Here is a 14,512-nt window from a genome sequence, read left to right as displayed (position 1 = left end):
TATTGTCGTTAGTCTTTCACTTTCTGAGTCAATTAATCGTTAACGATTTTGTCTGCGATCGAAACTGCGAAGCTGCAATTCCTGCCACCAAGTTGTATTATGTTCTGTCAATTCTTCCAATCGGTAAAGCCATTGATAGGTTTGCCTTTCCGTCTAAACACCACACACCGACAATCATCGCACCTTCCTTGGTTGTCTTTACTTTCACAACCTGGAAGAATGAAAGCTCTGGCATTGGCACCGTCGGGTGCAAAACAGGAATGATACGTTCAGGATTACCCCTGATTCATCACATTGTCACGAACTGTGGCCTAGCTAGAGCCTCAGCACCAAAGTATGAGCACTGCAAACCGTAAAGAGAAATTCATGTCTTTGTTAAATAACGGCAAAACATAGAGCTAAAATATGACATTCTGCCGATACTTATTAATAATCGAAGACTGGCACACCTTGATTGACCATTACTGAATTGACCATTATCTTGAGAAGCATCCTATGAGCCTGAGCGATAAAATTAGCGATCAAGCAACCCAAGAGAGTTTAGTGGCAGACTGTGCCAAACTGATTGACGAGCAGGTTGCTGCGAAAAGCGGCATTTCTGGACTGGCTCTCAAAGCAGCTTACGGTGTAGTCAAAGGCATTGAACCGGGCTATGTCCCAGCCGCAATTCAACGACTGTTGCCAGAAGTGGTTGCGGTGCTAGATCCGATGTGGGAAGAAGGCGAACAGTCGGGCGATCCAGTGACCTATTTAACCCAAAACCGTGCCCAAACAGCGGATGCCCTGCTCAGTATTACTGATGCCAAGATTGAGAAATCCAAGAATGGAGTCGTGCGGGCCTCCTATAATAAGCTCCGCAAGTCAGTCAGAAGTGATGTTGAAGAAGCGGTTCCAGGTTTGGCTCAAATTCTGGGTGCCCATGTGTAGGCTGAATCGTATGTAGTCTGCTCTTGTGTAGGCTGATCTTGGCCTAATTTATGGCCTAATTTTATCGGCCAAGCCACCGAGGTGGTTAGCCAAAGCGCTACACTGAAGGGGGTTTAAGTTTCTTAAAGCTAGCTACTTCAAGTCCCTATGGCATTACCTTACAAGCTGCTGTTTGTCTGTTTAGGCAATATCTGCCGTTCGCCTTCGGCTGAAGGGATCATGAATCATTTGATCCGGCAGCGGGGCTTGGAGGGGCAAATCATCTGTGATTCTGCCGGTACGTCTAGCTATCATGTTGGCAGTCCACCGGATCGCCGGATGACCGCCGCCGCCGCTCGCCGGCCCGATGAAATGCTCGAGCCCTTTGCCAAAGGCGGATTGTTTCGTAGGGGCTCGGTGCTGGGTCGCGTCAGGAACAGGATCAGGAACCGTAATCGATGAGCAGCACAGGGGCGGATGACGATCGACAGGGCGGCAAACCGGCGGTGCCCGACCATGTGCAGGAGGCGATCCGCACGCTGATCGAGTGGGCGGGCGACGATCCTGCGCGCGAAGGGCTGCTCGACACGCCCAAGCGAGTGGCGCGGGCGTGGAAGGAATATTGCACGGGGTATCTGGAAGACCCGGCGATCCACCTCAGCCGCGTGTTCGAGGAAGTCGGCGGCTACGATGAGGTCGTGCTGCTCAGGGACATCCCGTTCCAGAGCCACTGCGAACACCACATGGCCCCGATCACCGGCAAGGCGGCGATCGCCTACCTGCCGCGCAACCGGGTGGTGGGCATCTCGAAGCTCGCCCGCGTGCTCCACGGCTTCGCGCGGCGCTTGCAGATCCAGGAACGGCTGACGGCGCAGGTCGCGCAGTGCATCTGGGACCACCTCGAACCGCACGGCGTGGCGGTGGTGATTGAGGCGGAACACGGCTGCATGACCGGCAGGGGGGTAAGGACGCCCGGCGTGGGCATGGTGACAAGCCGCCTGCTGGGCTGCTTCCTTGAAGACCAGCGCAGCCGTAAGGAAGTGCTCAGCTTGATGGGGTATTAGGTGGGTCCAGGCCGATCACGGTTCATCTCGTATACTCCGTACTAAAACTTCCCACAGATAGATGGGCGGCTAAGTTTTCATCGGTCATATCTTCGACGGTGGTGGACGTGCCGTCCAGATGTCGCCCCAAGTAATTCGACCACCACGGCAAGCGCCGCTCCACTCCCGTTGTCACCTCATCATCCGTGATCCGGACGGTGATGCGGCGCAGTGTGTAGCCCTGACCAAATGTTGTGCGGAGCGCGGCCGGATCCACGGACTGGACCGAAGCGGGATCGGCCAGGTCGCTAAATGTGACCAGCATCGGGTAGTCCTCAGGTGCAACCTCGGCCTGCTGCCTCACCCCCGTGCCCGATGCGATCCGCTCCGCGCTCTCGACGATATCGTTGCGGAAGGAGGGGTCGAGCGTGGTCATCGACAGGCCGACCATGTCCCCGTGGATGGCGTTCGTCTTGAGCAGAGCGAACAGGGTGCGGCCATTGGGCAGGTCCACCGCCACGGCCTCGCCCCGCACGCCCCAGGTGCGCTTCGCCGCCTCGGGAAGAAAGGAGGTCATGTTGCTGGCCCGGACCTCATAGACACCGGACCCGCTGCGCAGCCCTTGCGGCGTACAGTCCAAATCAGAGTTTTATGTCCTGGAAGCGTAGCAATCGGTTGACCATCCCGAGTCCACAACTTCGTGATTCCATCAAAGCCAGCTGTGGCCAAAATTTGGCTATCGGGGCTGAACTGAATGGTTCGAACCTGTCCCTCATGCTGAGGCGTAGCAATCAATTTGCCATCGCGGGTCCACAGCTTAATGGTTTTCCCATTGCTCACTGAAGCTAGAGTCTGGCCATCGGGGCTGAACTGCATTTTTGAAACTTCTTCTTGCTGTCCTTGAACTTCGCTTTGATTACCCTGAAGCACTACTATCTTCTGAGTATTGTTGTGTACCCCCCACAGTTTCACTGTTCTATCAAGGCCAACTGAAGCCAGGGTTTGTCCATCCGGGCTATACTGCACGTCCAGGACTGGCTCTTGATGGCCCTGGAACGTGGCCACTAATTCACCCGTACGGTTCCACAACTTCACGGTTTTATCGAAGCTCGCTGAAGCCAGCATCTGCCCATCGGGGCTGAATTGGAGTGCCGAGACTCTCTCTTGATGGCCTGAAAGCGTAGCAATCAGTTCACCCCTGCGGCTCCACAACTTTATGGTGTTATCGAGGCTGGCTGAAGCCAGGGTTTGTCCATCCGGGCTGAATAGGACTGCCGAGACTCCCTCTTGATGGCCTGAAAGCGTAGCAGTCAGTTCGCCATTTCGGTTCCATAACTTCACTGTTTTATCGTTGCTAGCTGACGCCAGGATTTCTCCATCCGGACTGAACTGCACGGCTCGCACTGCATCTTGATGCCCTAGAAGTGTAGCAATTGGTTCTCCACTGCGGGTCCATAACCTCACGGTTTTGTCATCACCAGCCGAAGCGAGCATCTGGCCATCGGGGCTAAACTGCACAGCTCTAACACTTCCCTGATGGCCTGCCAGTGTTTTAATCAGTTTGCCATCACCTGTCCAGAGTTTCACCGTCTGATCATCGCTGGCAGAGGCTAAGCGTTGCCCATCGGGGCTGAACTGGACGGCCCAAACTTTCCCTTGATGGCCCTGGAGGGTCGCAATCGGTCCACCGTTACGTTTCCATAGCTTCACGGTTTGATCAGAGCTGGCGGAAGCAAGCGTTTGCCCATCCGGACTAAACTGAACTGCTGTAATGATGTCCTGATGAGCCTGAAGCGTAGTAATCGGTTTACCATCCCGTCCCCACAATTTTACAGTTCCGTCATCACTAGCCAGTGCTAAAGTTCCACCATCGGGACTAAACTCTACTGCCCGAACAACATCTTGTTGTCCTTCAAGGCGATTATGCTCACGAATTTGATCAATGAAATCTACTGCCCGCCAACGCGGTGTTGACTCCCTGTAACTATTTCAACAGTCCGGTGGTGCGGGTGGAAGGGTTTGCCAGTGCTGACATCGCTACGGCTTGGGCACAATACTTGGCTGATATGGCACAGCTACAAGCTTATGTCGCTCGTCCTGCTGCTGGCTCCATGGCGGCCACTCCCCCCACGCCTAATGCCGGCGGCACCAGCTCCCCCGTTTCTCCTGCCGCTGCTGCTCCAGCAGTCCCTGCATACAATCCACAGCCGTTGGGAACTGGTTTTGCTGTTGTGGTCAACTACTTCAACAAGCCGGAAATTGCCGCTACGGTCCGGCAGGTAACGGCACGTGACGTCGGCTTGGTCGCCTTTGAGCAGCAACCCTATCTGCTAGCTAGCCACACAACTGATGCCGCCGCCGCTTCTACTCTGTTGCGTACTCTGAGTGAACGCGGTTTAACGGCGGCAATTGTCGATAGCCGGCGGGCTGTTTTGTTAACACCAGCGGTGAAGTAGGTTCCATTGGATCCAGAAGTTAGGCAGGGGGCAGGAGTTTATCAGTAGGCGGGAGCGGCGATCCAGGAAACTAAGACTCCCAGGGCCGAGCCGGCGAATACCTGAACTGGAGTATGGCCTAGTAGCTCTTTCAAGCGATCTTCATTAAAGGTCGAGTTTTCGCGGAAAAATTCATCGACAATTTGATTCAGAATTCGAGCTTGCTTACCGGCTGCCTGCCGCACGCCAGCCGCATCGTACATGACAATAATCGCAAACACAAAGGCAATGGCAAACTCCGCGCTGGCCCATCCCATTGTTTGTCCAACTCCGGTTGCCAACGCTGTAACCAAGGCTGAATGAGCGCTTGGCATGCCGCCCGTTTCTACCAGCGTCCGAAAGGTGACCTTGCCATGCCGCACGAGTTCAATCAAGAGTTTCAGGACTTGGGCAAGCAAACAAGCAATCAGAGCAATCGTCAAAATGTGGTTATCAAAAATGGTGCTTATGTCCTGCATAGTTTAGGGTTAGATAGACTGCGGGCTGTTGTGGATGGCAAACGGATGGTGGTTCGACGAACTGTTCACTCGACTCTTGGCTCGATAATCCGGTAATCAAATTGCAGATCGCCGCAACCTACAAGGGCAGCTTGGGTTAGTGCTTACGCGCTGTGATGTAGTCGGCCAGCGCCATCAACGGATAGGCTAGCTCTCCAAAGGAGGCCAGTTCAGCCTTGGCTTCGGCAATCAGCTGAGCCGCCTGTCGGCGGGATTCTTCAATCCCCCAAAGGCTCGGATAGGTAACTTTTTGTGCTTGCAGATCCGGTTTATTGCGCCGACAAAATAGCCGTTCGCGACAGCATGCGCGGGCTGTTCAAGTTTCCATAGATATTCGCTCAGCCCGGCGACCGTGGCCGAAGGATTGAAGACGATCTCGGCACCGTTCAGGCCCAGACACCGCGCACCCTCGGGAAAATGGCGGTCGTAGCAAATGTAAACGCCGATCTTGCCGACAGCAGTTTCAAAGACCGGATAACCGAGATTGCCCGGGCGGAAATAGAATTTCTCCCAAAAGCCGGGAGCGACGTGCGGTATATGCGTCTTGCGGTACTTGCCGAGATACTTGCCGTCGGCATCGATAACGGCTGCAGTGTTGTAATAGACGCCAGTCTGTTCTTCTTCGTAAACGGGAACGATCAGCACCATTCCATGTTGCTTTGCGACGTCTTGCATCAGTTTGACGGTCGGTCCGTCGGGGACGCGTTCAACCGCCTCGTACCAACGCGTCTGCTGTTCCGCACAGAAATACGGCGTCGTGAATATCTCCTGAAAGCAAAGAATCTGAACGCCCTGTTCGGCTGCTTGTTCTACAAGCGTCATTTGATTGTCGATGTTAGTTTTTTTGATCTCCAAAATCGACGCACCCACAGGCGCCGCATTATGTGCCTGAATTAGACCGGATCTGACTATATGTGGCATAAGCAAAAGCTCGCTTGGAAGTATCGGGTTGAGTTTAACTTAGTTCAAACAATTACCTGCGTCAAGATGCGCACGTCATTAAAAAATTGAATCCGTATGGAAGAATACGGCGAAATAAAATGGTGTCGCGTATAAGTTATTGTTCCGCACAGCGATGAGCATTCGAATCGGCGGAGTTTCTTTTTGCATCGGCTTTTCCGGCCCGCCGCTAACGGCGGCTGTGTATCTGGAGGATAAATGTTTAGAAAGTTTTTTATATTAGTCGCATCTGTGACACTCACCGTTGCCCTCGGCAGCGTCAATACAAACGCTCAGGGCGCAAACCGCTGTGGGAGCGGGAATTTTAATCAGGGCCAACTTCTTATAGTAGGCCTCACAACGGATCAACGCCTTGTGTGTTTTTCTGAGAATTTAAGAGGCAGGGTCGTCAATATTGGAACCGTTTCCGGGCTTGTCGGCGATACGGCGTTAATCGGTATCGATTATCGTGTACAGGATGGCGAACTTTACGGAGTAGGAAACATGGGCGGCGTCTATATGCTCAGTACTGCGACCGCGGCCGCAACCCTTGTAAATAATCTTACCGTAGCGTTAAGCGGGACTGCATTCGGGGTCGATTTCAACCCGGCTGCCGATCGCCTGCGAATTATCAGCAATACATGTAACTGTGGCAATTCAAAAAAACTTTCTCGGCTTTTTCTGGGGACGCTTGTTGCTGTCGATCTTCTTTGGGATCTCGGCGTTTCTAGTATTTGTACTGTTGAATATTCCCTATGCCGTAGTTATGGCTGCCATTGTAGGTGTATTTGATCTGATTCCAGGAATTGGCGCAACGCTAGGCATTAGTTTGGTCTGTCTGATTATTTTACCTCAAGGCATCTGGCTCAGTTTGAAGGTACTAGTGGGTTGTATTTTGTTGCAGCAGGTTGAAGAAAATCTACTGATGCCCCGAATTATGCAGGGGTCGATCAATATGAATCCGGTTGTGATGTTTTTTGCCCTTTTAGTGGGTGCTAGGATCGCGGGACTCGTGGGCGTGTTTTTGTCGATTCCTATCGCTGGCGTATTGATTAGCCTGTTTGATATTGATGCTATGCGGGGCGAAGCCGAATTAGAGGAGTCCGCATGTCAAGACAAGACCTAGCTAGACATAAGCCTAAGCAGACTCCTGCTGCCATTTGTCGAGGATATCTTTGAACAAGGCTTCTTCAATCCAAATTTTGGCAACTACCGCTAATGGTAGAGCCATAACCAGCCCCAGTGCTCCGAAGAAAGTAGTAAAGAAGAGTTGGGACGTTAATGTAATAGCTGGCAACAGAGATACCTGATTAGCCATCACAGTCGGGGTAAGCCAATAGCTCTCGATATTTTGAATCACAATGTAAAGAATTAGCACGGCAAGGGCCTTCCACGGGGCATCCAGAAATCCAATCGTCATCGGCAGCACTACACTCAATGTGGGGCCAATATTGGGGATGAAATTCAGCAATCCTGCTAAAACCGCATGGGCTAGGGCTAATGGCACCCGTAGCAGCCATAATCCTAAGCCACTTAAGGTCGCAATAAAAATCATTTCAATGAGTGCACCCGTGGTCCATGCGCCTAGTCCATCAGCACAACGAGTCAGAATCTCATCGACACGATGGCGGTAAAACGATGGAAAAAACCGGATGAATACCTGTCGGTAGGGCTGCGGATTAACCAACAACATCAACGTCAATACGAGTACCAACAGCAACTGGGCCAGGAATGTAATTGAAGTAGAAAAGAAATCAAGCATGCGTTGTAGTAGATTGGCTCCCAACGGTTGAATTTGGCGAATCAACCCGGTGGCATCGGGAATTTCTGGCAATCTAGGACCGAAGCGTTCTTCTAACCAATTAATGCCTAATTGAATTTGTTCTAACCCAAGCGGCAACAGGGCGATCAGGTCCTGAAACTGCTCGATGAAAGGTGGCACGATCAGCAGAAAAATCGACTCGCCCTGGGAGACCGATCTGCTTCGTCTGGCTCCGCCTGGGGCCGCGTGGGATGGGCTGGGCATCCTTTACGGAGCGGAGTATCTGCCCGCGCCGAAGCTGTTCTATTGCCCGTCGCACAAGGGTGCGGCACGCTACGCGGCGTATGAGGACCAGTGGGGCGGCAAGCCCGGCGAGATCCGTGGTAACTTCCAGTATCGCGGCCGAGCCCCCGCGGAGCGATTGGATCGGCCCGCGCCGATGATGGCCAACGCTGGTGGTCGGTCCGCGCCGCAGCCAACCGTGCCCCTGACGCTGTTCCTCAGCGCGATGAGGCCCGGGTCGGCACTGGCGGTGGATGGGATTCGCAATGCCGACGCGGTGAACCATCGCCACGGGGCCAACGTGCTCCGCGCTGGGCTGAGCGTCACGTGGTTCGACGATGCGCAGAAGAATGTCCTGGGCATCCTGCCCAAGGGCAGTCCGGCCACGTCATCGCAGCTCGACCTGATCTGGACCGAGCTCGACCGCGGCGCTCCCGAGGATTGATCTGGCGTCGCCTGTGCGACCTTCCCGCCTCCAGGTGAGCTCGTTCCGATCCGCGGGCGGGGCGATCAGAACCGAAGCGTCGCGCCCAGGCCGAAGAATGGCGTCGGATCGGCACGGCGAGTGGTGATCTCGTTGCCCTCGCTGTCGGAGAGCCAGTAGCGAACGCCCAGGTCCACGCCGGCGCGAGCGGCGATCTCGAGCCAACGCTCGGGGCGGTACGCGACCTCAACCAGGACGGGGAATCGACGATCCCGGCCCACGCCATCGGGCACGGGACCGTTCTCGTCGAGGCGGAAGTCCCGCGTGGTGTACTCGGCGCCGAGCGTGATCGTCCACGCCTCGGCGGGCGTGTAGATGAGAAAGAGGCCGGGTCGGCTGTTGTTGGTGAGCCTGAACTGCTGGTCGATCCTCCAATCCACGGTGGGGATCGGGATGACGAGCGGGTCGTCCTCGATCTGCGTGAGCACGCCGACGCCCAGACCCAAGGAGAGCTCCGGGCTGAGCGCATAACTGAACCCCAGCAGCACGCCGAACTCGAGCGCGTCGCCGGGGCTGGCGCCGTCCTCGTACGCCGCGCCGAATAGTCCGCCGACGAAGTACGACCACTTCTCGTCGACCTGCTGCGACCAGATCGCCGAGACGCTGTGGCGGTAGATGTCGGACCACGGATCGGGTCGGCCGGCGACAAAGCCCGTGTTGCCCGACCAGTCGTAGTTCGAGTATTCAAACGAGTAGGTGACGCTCAGGCGAGCCTGCGCGCCCGGGAAGATCCACGCGGCGCCGAGCCACGATTCGGTTTATGGAAGGCTTACTGTATCGCAGCCCTTACTACAAGCCCACCAACCAGTCGATCGCTCTCTACCTTGGCAACGAAGATTGTCGTTCGTTTGTTTTGAGCACTCCTCGCTTACCGGATCAGAATTCTCTGCATCTGCCCATTCCCTTTGCCGACCACTGCTGGGATGAGCTGTTTCAAATGCGCGAACGTCCTGGCTCCTATGGGGAAATTTGCCAGCGGTTGGCAATTCCTGCCACCGATCAGCCTCTATTCTCTCGTTTATTCACAGAAGATTCCCCATATTTAACTTCCAAATACACCGGCGAGGATGTGAGAATTCGCTATTTTGGTCATGCTTGCGTTCTGATTCAAACTCAAGATATCAGCATTTTATGCGATCCGTTGATTAGCTATCAGCAGCAAGGCGGTATGGCGCGATACACCTATTCAGATTTACCAAATGTGATCGACTATGTGCTGATTACGCACAATCATCAGGATCACATTATGTTTGAAACGCTATTACAGTTACGCTATAAAATCAAAACCATTATCGTTCCCAAAAGCAACAAAGGTGCGTTAATTGATCCATCTCTAAAGTTAATTCTTCAGGCCATTGGCTTTAGCAATGTCCGAGAAATCGATGAACTGGAACAAGTTGATTTACCAGACGGTACAATCACCAGTCTGCCGGTATTGGGCGAACATGGAGATTTGAACATTGGAGCCAAAACCGCCTATCTAATTCACCTAAAAGGACAGTCGATTTTATGCGCTGCCGATTCCAATAACATCGAGCCTCAGCTTTATGCCCATCTGCGAAACTGTCTTGGCGATATTGATGTCATGTTTATCGGCATGGAATGTGAAGGTGCGCCCTATACCTGGGCCTACAGCGCCCTGCTCAGCCAACCCGTACCGCGCCAGATGGCTCAATCCAGACGGCTCGATGGCTCCGATGCGGACAAGGCGATCCAGCTAGTGCAGCAATTTTCCCCCCAGCAGGTATATGTCTATGCGATGGGGCAAGAACCCTGGCTGACCCATATCACCTCGATTCAATACACCCCCACCTCCCGCCCGATTCTGGAATCCGATCGCCTGATCGCCTATTGTCGCCAGCAGGGAATTCACAGCGAACGGTTGCTGGGCTGCCGCGAAATCCTGTTAGCCCCCCACTCCCCCCGTGCTGGAGGACTGCCACACCGCTCGACATCATCGGTTGCCTCAACTCAGCAGAAAGTCGAATCGGTATCCCACTCGATATCCCATCCGGTATTCCACTCGATATCCCCCCCGGTATTCCACAACGAAACGGCTCCTTCCGGCTGAGGACCGCCTGTTTAGCATGATGCGAAACGATGGCAAGGAAGTGGTGGCTCTGTCAGTTGATCCCTACACCTTTGATGGCGAAGAGCGGGTAGATATCAATGGAGATGGTGAGACTGATAATGCTTGGCGTTACCGAGTCGATCTGGATGGCGATGGAAACGTCAACTCTCCTGGCGGTAGAGATGGTTGGGCTGTTTACTCGATTCTGTTTTCTACGCCGAATGATGGTGGTGTTAGCCTCCGCGATGCCCGTCAAGAGGCTTGGCGGCAGCGAGCCAGGAACTTAGAAGTGCGGAATGCGCCGCTGAGCAATGCCAGCCCCAATCAGGTCTGTGCCCGTGCTAGTGCCAATGGAGGAGGGACTCCTGATCCGGTGAATGGTGAAGGATGGTTTCCTGATCCGGGCGGCAGTAGCAAAATTCGTAAAAACTTTCAGGTAACGGCCTATGTGGTGCCTGATAACCCCAGTGGAACGGTTGCTACGCTGGAGTTTCAGCAGGACCGAGAGGCGAATCAGGGCTTTAAGTGGGCAGCTTGGTTTCGCAATGATCTAGAGATTTTTCCCGGTGTTAGCTTCAACTGGAATGGAGCGATGCACACTGAAGGAAGTTTGATTGTGGGGACCAACGATCTGTTCCGCAGCTTCCTGGTCAGCTCTCCCCAATCCTGTATCAACAGCCCGGAAGCTTCCGAGATTACCGTTAAGAAGAACGAAGAGAATGAGCCGATTCAAGGCACTCCCAAGTTCACAGGCCGGTTCTTGGCTGGGTCAATTCGGGACAATGAGTTTCGCGGTGCTCCCAAGTTTGATGTGGAGCCAAACCGAACCGTTGGCATGCCTCCCAACAGCGACTCGGTGGCCGAAGGTAGCTTCAGACCAATTGACTTTGCCTTGGAGCCGGTCACGCTTCAAACCAAAGGCTTGTCTGTACCGCGTAATCCCCGCACAGTGGCTCTAGACGATGATCCCAACTGGAAGGCTACGGATCTGAATAAAGAAGATCAGGGGCGGCTGCGCACGCTTAAGGAGGTCAGCACGCCCTATGTAGACGACACCTTCCGAGCCGATAACCGTTGGGGTCCTAAGCCTACCTGGGGCCGAGAAGGGTTACCAATTGGCATCACCTCAAAAGAAAATGCGGGTGCGGGCAGTACGGCCAAAATTGGTGACCCGATCACGGGCGTGCCCGAATTGACTGGCAGCGATCCGAAGCCAGGAGAAGATACGGCTAGCGTTGGATTGGATGGCTACTGGGAACGACGGGCTAGAGTAGAAGGTCTGCGGCTGATTGTTGGCCAACGCCTCGAATTCACGTCCTGAATCACCACAATATAGCCCTGGGCCGCATACCAACTGGGGTGGGCATACACCACCGTAGAAGCAATGGCTCGGCCATAGGGCTGGCGCATCAGCAGGACAGGAAAGCTCTCTGCACTGTCAGGGCGATATACATCTGCATCTAGCCTGATGCCGTCGCGGGTTAGCATCGAAAGCGTTTGTTTAGAACCAACCGGGTAGACCATGAGCGCTTACAACTATAAAGATGGAGATTCGAGAAAGGACGCTATGCAGATTCGTGATGCCGTTGAAGCTGACCTACCCGCGATTGTGACGATTTACAATGCCGCCATTCCCAGCCGCAACTCCACCGCCGATTTGTTTCCGATCACAGTAGAAAGCCGCCGCGATTGGTTTTTCAACCACAATCCAGAACGCCGTCCCCTCTGGGTTCTGACGCTTGCAGAAGAGATAGTCGCCTGGATTGGTCTCTCCTCGTTCTATGGGGGGCGCCCTGCCTACGATGCCACCGCTGAGATTAGCATTTACATTGCTCCAAAGCACCAGGGCAAAGGGTACGGTTCGCTATTGGTGAGCCAAATGCTAGACGCGGCTCCTCGCTTAGGCGTGACCACCTTCCTGGCCATTTACTTTGATCACAACGAGGCCAGCCGCAAACTATTTCATCGCTTTGGCTTTAAACCGATGGGACACCTACCCGCCATCGCCGAACTGGACGGCATCAGACGCGGCGTGATCATTGCCGGATGGCAAAATCCTGCCTGAGTTCTAGATCCCTTATCCGACGGCTGCGGTTGCCCGCTTGTAGGCTGCCCAACCGCCATAGCTGGAAATATCTGGCCAGTTGTACTTTTCGATTAGTTCCTGCGGATAGAAAAAAGCTGTAGCGGTGTCGCCATCTTCGAGCAGAACTTCGGTGGGATACATGTGGGGAGGTTCGTTGGCGGCTAGATACTCGAACTGATCAACCGTCATTTCATAAATTTCTCCCGGAATGGAAATGCCGCCTTCTCCAACCTGATAGATGGCCGGATGCCAACCGTTTTCAGCCGCATGTAGCCGATAGAGGGGTTGGGTTTTGGTTTCTTTAATGAACTTGGCCGATTGCAAATTCTGGTGATCCGGCTGGCCGCGCAGGGCTGAACCACAAATAAATCCCTGCCTGGTTCCACTGGTTTGCGTCATAAGCATCACGAAGTATCTGGATTGAGCTGAGTAACTGGATTGAATTAACGGTATGCAGCATACCGGCACAGAGTAGCACAGGGCAATCCACTCCCACAATCAGCCACCCCCAGAGGAATACGAAAGGGTAAAGTGACTCAGATTCAAGGATTGCTGTACTCGAATTACTGTGAACCAATTACTGTGAACCAATTACTGCGAACCAATTACTGCGAACAAAATATCAACAGGCCGATGCACCAAGCGTTGATCCAACGTGATCTGTAGCCGTGATCTGAAGCAATCTGCTCAACAGGTAGACAGCGAAGAATGGGCAAACCACAACCTTGAATGGTAGGAGGTTTGTCTGCACAGTACAGTAGATCGAAATCAGTAGATCGAAATCAGTAGATCGAAAAAGATCGAAAATGAATTCGTTTGGGTCACTAGACGTGGGTTGGATCCCCCTTTTCTGAGATGCCCGCAGGGCTATAATCCCCCTATGCCCGAAGGCAGGCTTCGCCAATATAAGGGGGACTTCAAACCACGGTTGGTAGGTGCTAGGCACAGGCTTCGCCTCCGGCTCCCTCCTTTTGTAAGGGGGGCTAGGGGGATCTCAACATGATCCGCGATCTACTGAGTATGTCTGTCTGCGCAATATATCTGCCCAATATGTTTGTCTGTCAATACACTAGGACATAAATAAGCCATAAACTATGCTTAGTATATAGCTTGGATTTTGGTAGTAGACACTATCTTATAAACTTCGTAAAGATTCCGGTAGTACCCGGATGAGTACTGTAGTTTAACAGAAGAATTGCTAAAGTTCCCTTACTAGTGCTTTTTATTCGGTGTTTCCTTGTGCGAGCAAAATAATTTATTTTTGTCCTTCTCAGAGGAAATAATTCAAAATGTCTAATAAACCGTCCAATAAACCCTGGCATCGCCTACCTACTCCGTTGGCGCTCCTAAAACTGATCCGGTTTCGTGAAACGTTGCGACAAAAAAATCTCCACGATACTTCACAAATTCCAGACGCAGAGAAACTGCCCCATCCAACGCCAGACCCAGAAGGGCGGCACCTGACGACTCGCACCTTTGACGGCAGCTTTAATGACCTTGAGCATCCAGAAATGGGCATGCTGGGCACCCGTTTTGGCCGCAATGTGCCCCTTAAAGATACCTATCCTGACCTCAAGAATATTATGACGCCCAACCCACGGGTGATCAGCCGAGCGCTGATGACTCGCGATCAGTTTATTCCGGCGACGAGCCTCAATCTCTTAGCGGCCTCCTGGATTCAGTTTCAAAACCATGACTGGTTTGCCCATCACAACCATCCCAGCAAAAAATTCGAGATTCCCCTAGAACAGGATGATCCCTGGCCTGAAGAACATCGCCCGATGATGGTGGCCCATACCGCCGAAGATGAAACCCGCTTGCCAGGTGATACCTCTGCTCCTCCCACCTACATCAGCCGCTCCAGGGCTAGCCAGCGCCACCACTAGATCGGGGATCCCATCGCGGTTAAAATCTGCCGTCGCGGTCGCCGCTGAGTTTCCACCAACG

At 53.5% G+C, this 14,512-nt stretch carries 19 protein-coding genes and 1 pseudogene; 12 read left to right on the top strand and 8 right to left on the bottom strand.

The genetic code is table 11. The annotated features are described in order from the left end of the window. The first annotated feature begins 495 nt into the window (after positions 1-495). The 3 genes from JVX88_RS32265 (at position 496) to folE (ending at position 1,970) form a co-directional block, all read left to right on the top strand. Positions 496-927, top strand: a complete 432-nt coding sequence (locus JVX88_RS32265) for a DUF6918 family protein (RefSeq protein ID WP_211622512.1) — start codon at positions 496-498, stop codon at positions 925-927. A gap of 147 nt (positions 928-1,074) precedes the next feature. Further along, a complete protein-coding gene (locus JVX88_RS39720; protein ID WP_211622509.1) occupies positions 1,075-1,368 on the top strand; it encodes a hypothetical protein in 294 nt (97 codons plus the stop codon). After that, positions 1,365-1,970, top strand: a complete 606-nt coding sequence (folE, locus tag JVX88_RS32255) for a GTP cyclohydrolase I FolE (RefSeq protein WP_211622507.1) — start codon at positions 1,365-1,367, stop codon at positions 1,968-1,970. The genes JVX88_RS39720 and folE overlap by 4 nt, the downstream gene beginning before the upstream one ends. Before the next feature lie 22 nt (positions 1,971-1,992). Here folE and JVX88_RS32250 read toward each other — a convergent pair whose 3' ends face one another. Continuing rightward, positions 1,993-2,526, bottom strand: coding sequence for a hypothetical protein (locus JVX88_RS32250; RefSeq protein ID WP_211622505.1), 534 nt, complete (start codon positions 2,524-2,526; stop codon positions 1,993-1,995). Further along, positions 2,523-3,884, bottom strand: coding sequence for a WD40 repeat domain-containing protein (locus tag JVX88_RS32245; RefSeq protein ID WP_225931797.1), 1,362 nt, complete (start codon positions 3,882-3,884; stop codon positions 2,523-2,525). The genes JVX88_RS32250 and JVX88_RS32245 overlap by 4 nt, the downstream gene beginning before the upstream one ends. Before the next feature lie 32 nt (positions 3,885-3,916). On the opposite strand from JVX88_RS32245, the gene JVX88_RS32240 reads away from it, so the two are divergent. After that, positions 3,917-4,405, top strand: a complete 489-nt coding sequence (locus tag JVX88_RS32240; protein ID WP_211622502.1) for a hypothetical protein — start codon at positions 3,917-3,919, stop codon at positions 4,403-4,405. A 41-nt stretch (positions 4,406-4,446) separates the two neighbouring features. On the opposite strand, the gene JVX88_RS32235 is transcribed toward JVX88_RS32240, so the two are convergent. Both JVX88_RS32235 and JVX88_RS32230 read right to left on the bottom strand, forming a co-directional pair. Beyond that, complete coding sequence (locus tag JVX88_RS32235) at positions 4,447-4,902, bottom strand: divergent PAP2 family protein (RefSeq protein ID WP_036006073.1); 456 nt, start codon at positions 4,900-4,902, stop codon at positions 4,447-4,449. A 228-nt stretch (positions 4,903-5,130) separates the two neighbouring features. Beyond that, complete coding sequence (locus JVX88_RS32230) at positions 5,131-5,862, bottom strand: nitrilase-related carbon-nitrogen hydrolase (RefSeq protein ID WP_211622500.1); 732 nt, start codon at positions 5,860-5,862, stop codon at positions 5,131-5,133. A gap of 237 nt (positions 5,863-6,099) precedes the next feature. Between JVX88_RS32230 and JVX88_RS43490 the strand changes: the two genes are divergently transcribed. Both JVX88_RS43490 and JVX88_RS43485 read left to right on the top strand, forming a co-directional pair. Continuing rightward, complete coding sequence (locus tag JVX88_RS43490; protein WP_263975347.1) at positions 6,100-6,672, top strand: DUF4394 domain-containing protein; 573 nt, start codon at positions 6,100-6,102, stop codon at positions 6,670-6,672. Further along, positions 6,572-7,006 carry an AI-2E family transporter gene (locus JVX88_RS43485; protein ID WP_263975346.1) on the top strand — a complete coding sequence of 145 codons (435 nt, stop codon included), beginning with the start codon at positions 6,572-6,574 and terminating at the stop codon, positions 7,004-7,006. Before JVX88_RS43490 ends, JVX88_RS43485 begins: the two co-directional genes overlap by 101 nt. Positions 7,007-7,018: 12 nt before the next feature. Here the strand turns inward: JVX88_RS43485 and JVX88_RS32220 are convergent, their stop codons facing one another. After that, complete coding sequence (locus JVX88_RS32220) at positions 7,019-7,822, bottom strand: AI-2E family transporter (RefSeq protein ID WP_263975345.1); 804 nt, start codon at positions 7,820-7,822, stop codon at positions 7,019-7,021. Here JVX88_RS32220 and JVX88_RS32215 point away from each other — a divergent pair. Further along, positions 7,809-8,369 carry a hypothetical protein gene (locus JVX88_RS32215; protein WP_211629114.1) on the top strand — a complete coding sequence of 187 codons (561 nt, stop codon included), beginning with the start codon at positions 7,809-7,811 and terminating at the stop codon, positions 8,367-8,369. The two genes, JVX88_RS32220 and JVX88_RS32215, sit on opposite strands and share 14 nt — an antisense overlap. 65 nt (positions 8,370-8,434) lie before the next feature. Here JVX88_RS32215 and JVX88_RS32210 read toward each other — a convergent pair whose 3' ends face one another. Beyond that, positions 8,435-8,896: a hypothetical protein gene (locus tag JVX88_RS32210; RefSeq protein WP_211622496.1), complete on the bottom strand. Its 462-nt coding sequence runs from the start codon at positions 8,894-8,896 to the stop codon at positions 8,435-8,437. 260 nt (positions 8,897-9,156) lie between these two features. On the opposite strand from JVX88_RS32210, the pseudogene JVX88_RS41355 reads away from it, so the two are divergent. From JVX88_RS41355 to JVX88_RS32200, 3 genes and pseudogenes are all read left to right on the top strand, one after another. After that, a pseudogene (locus JVX88_RS41355) lies at positions 9,157-9,426 on the top strand (hypothetical protein); the annotation flags it as partial. Between the two features lie 51 nt (positions 9,427-9,477). After that, the gene (locus tag JVX88_RS32205) at positions 9,478-10,479 is read left to right on the top strand and encodes an MBL fold metallo-hydrolase (protein ID WP_263975662.1); all 1,002 of its coding nucleotides are present in this window, start codon (positions 9,478-9,480) and stop codon (positions 10,477-10,479) included. A 16-nt stretch (positions 10,480-10,495) separates the two neighbouring features. Further along, positions 10,496-11,800, top strand: coding sequence for a hypothetical protein (locus JVX88_RS32200; RefSeq protein WP_211622491.1), 1,305 nt, complete (start codon positions 10,496-10,498; stop codon positions 11,798-11,800). Here the strand turns inward: JVX88_RS32200 and JVX88_RS32195 are convergent. Further along, the gene (locus JVX88_RS32195) at positions 11,728-12,003 is read right to left on the bottom strand and encodes a CocE/NonD family hydrolase (RefSeq protein ID WP_317134522.1); all 276 of its coding nucleotides are present in this window, start codon (positions 12,001-12,003) and stop codon (positions 11,728-11,730) included. The genes JVX88_RS32200 and JVX88_RS32195 overlap by 73 nt on opposite strands. On the opposite strand from JVX88_RS32195, the gene JVX88_RS32190 reads away from it, so the two are divergent. Then, positions 12,002-12,544: a GNAT family N-acetyltransferase gene (locus JVX88_RS32190; protein ID WP_263975344.1), complete on the top strand. Its 543-nt coding sequence runs from the start codon at positions 12,002-12,004 to the stop codon at positions 12,542-12,544. The two genes, JVX88_RS32195 and JVX88_RS32190, sit on opposite strands and share 2 nt — an antisense overlap. A 12-nt stretch (positions 12,545-12,556) precedes the next feature. Here JVX88_RS32190 and JVX88_RS32185 read toward each other — a convergent pair whose 3' ends face one another. Continuing rightward, positions 12,557-12,964, bottom strand: coding sequence for a gamma-glutamylcyclotransferase (locus tag JVX88_RS32185; RefSeq protein WP_211622489.1), 408 nt, complete (start codon positions 12,962-12,964; stop codon positions 12,557-12,559). Positions 12,965-13,854: 890 nt separating this feature from the next. Between JVX88_RS32185 and JVX88_RS32180 the strand changes: the two genes are divergently transcribed. Continuing rightward, positions 13,855-14,451: a peroxidase family protein gene (locus tag JVX88_RS32180; protein ID WP_211622481.1), complete on the top strand. Its 597-nt coding sequence runs from the start codon at positions 13,855-13,857 to the stop codon at positions 14,449-14,451. Positions 14,452-14,512: the final 61 nt, after the last annotated feature.

The sequence above is a fragment of the Leptolyngbya sp. 7M genome, assembly GCF_018128485.1.
Note: the sequence above shows the minus strand (reverse complement) of the source record. Positions and strands in the feature narration are given on the sequence as shown.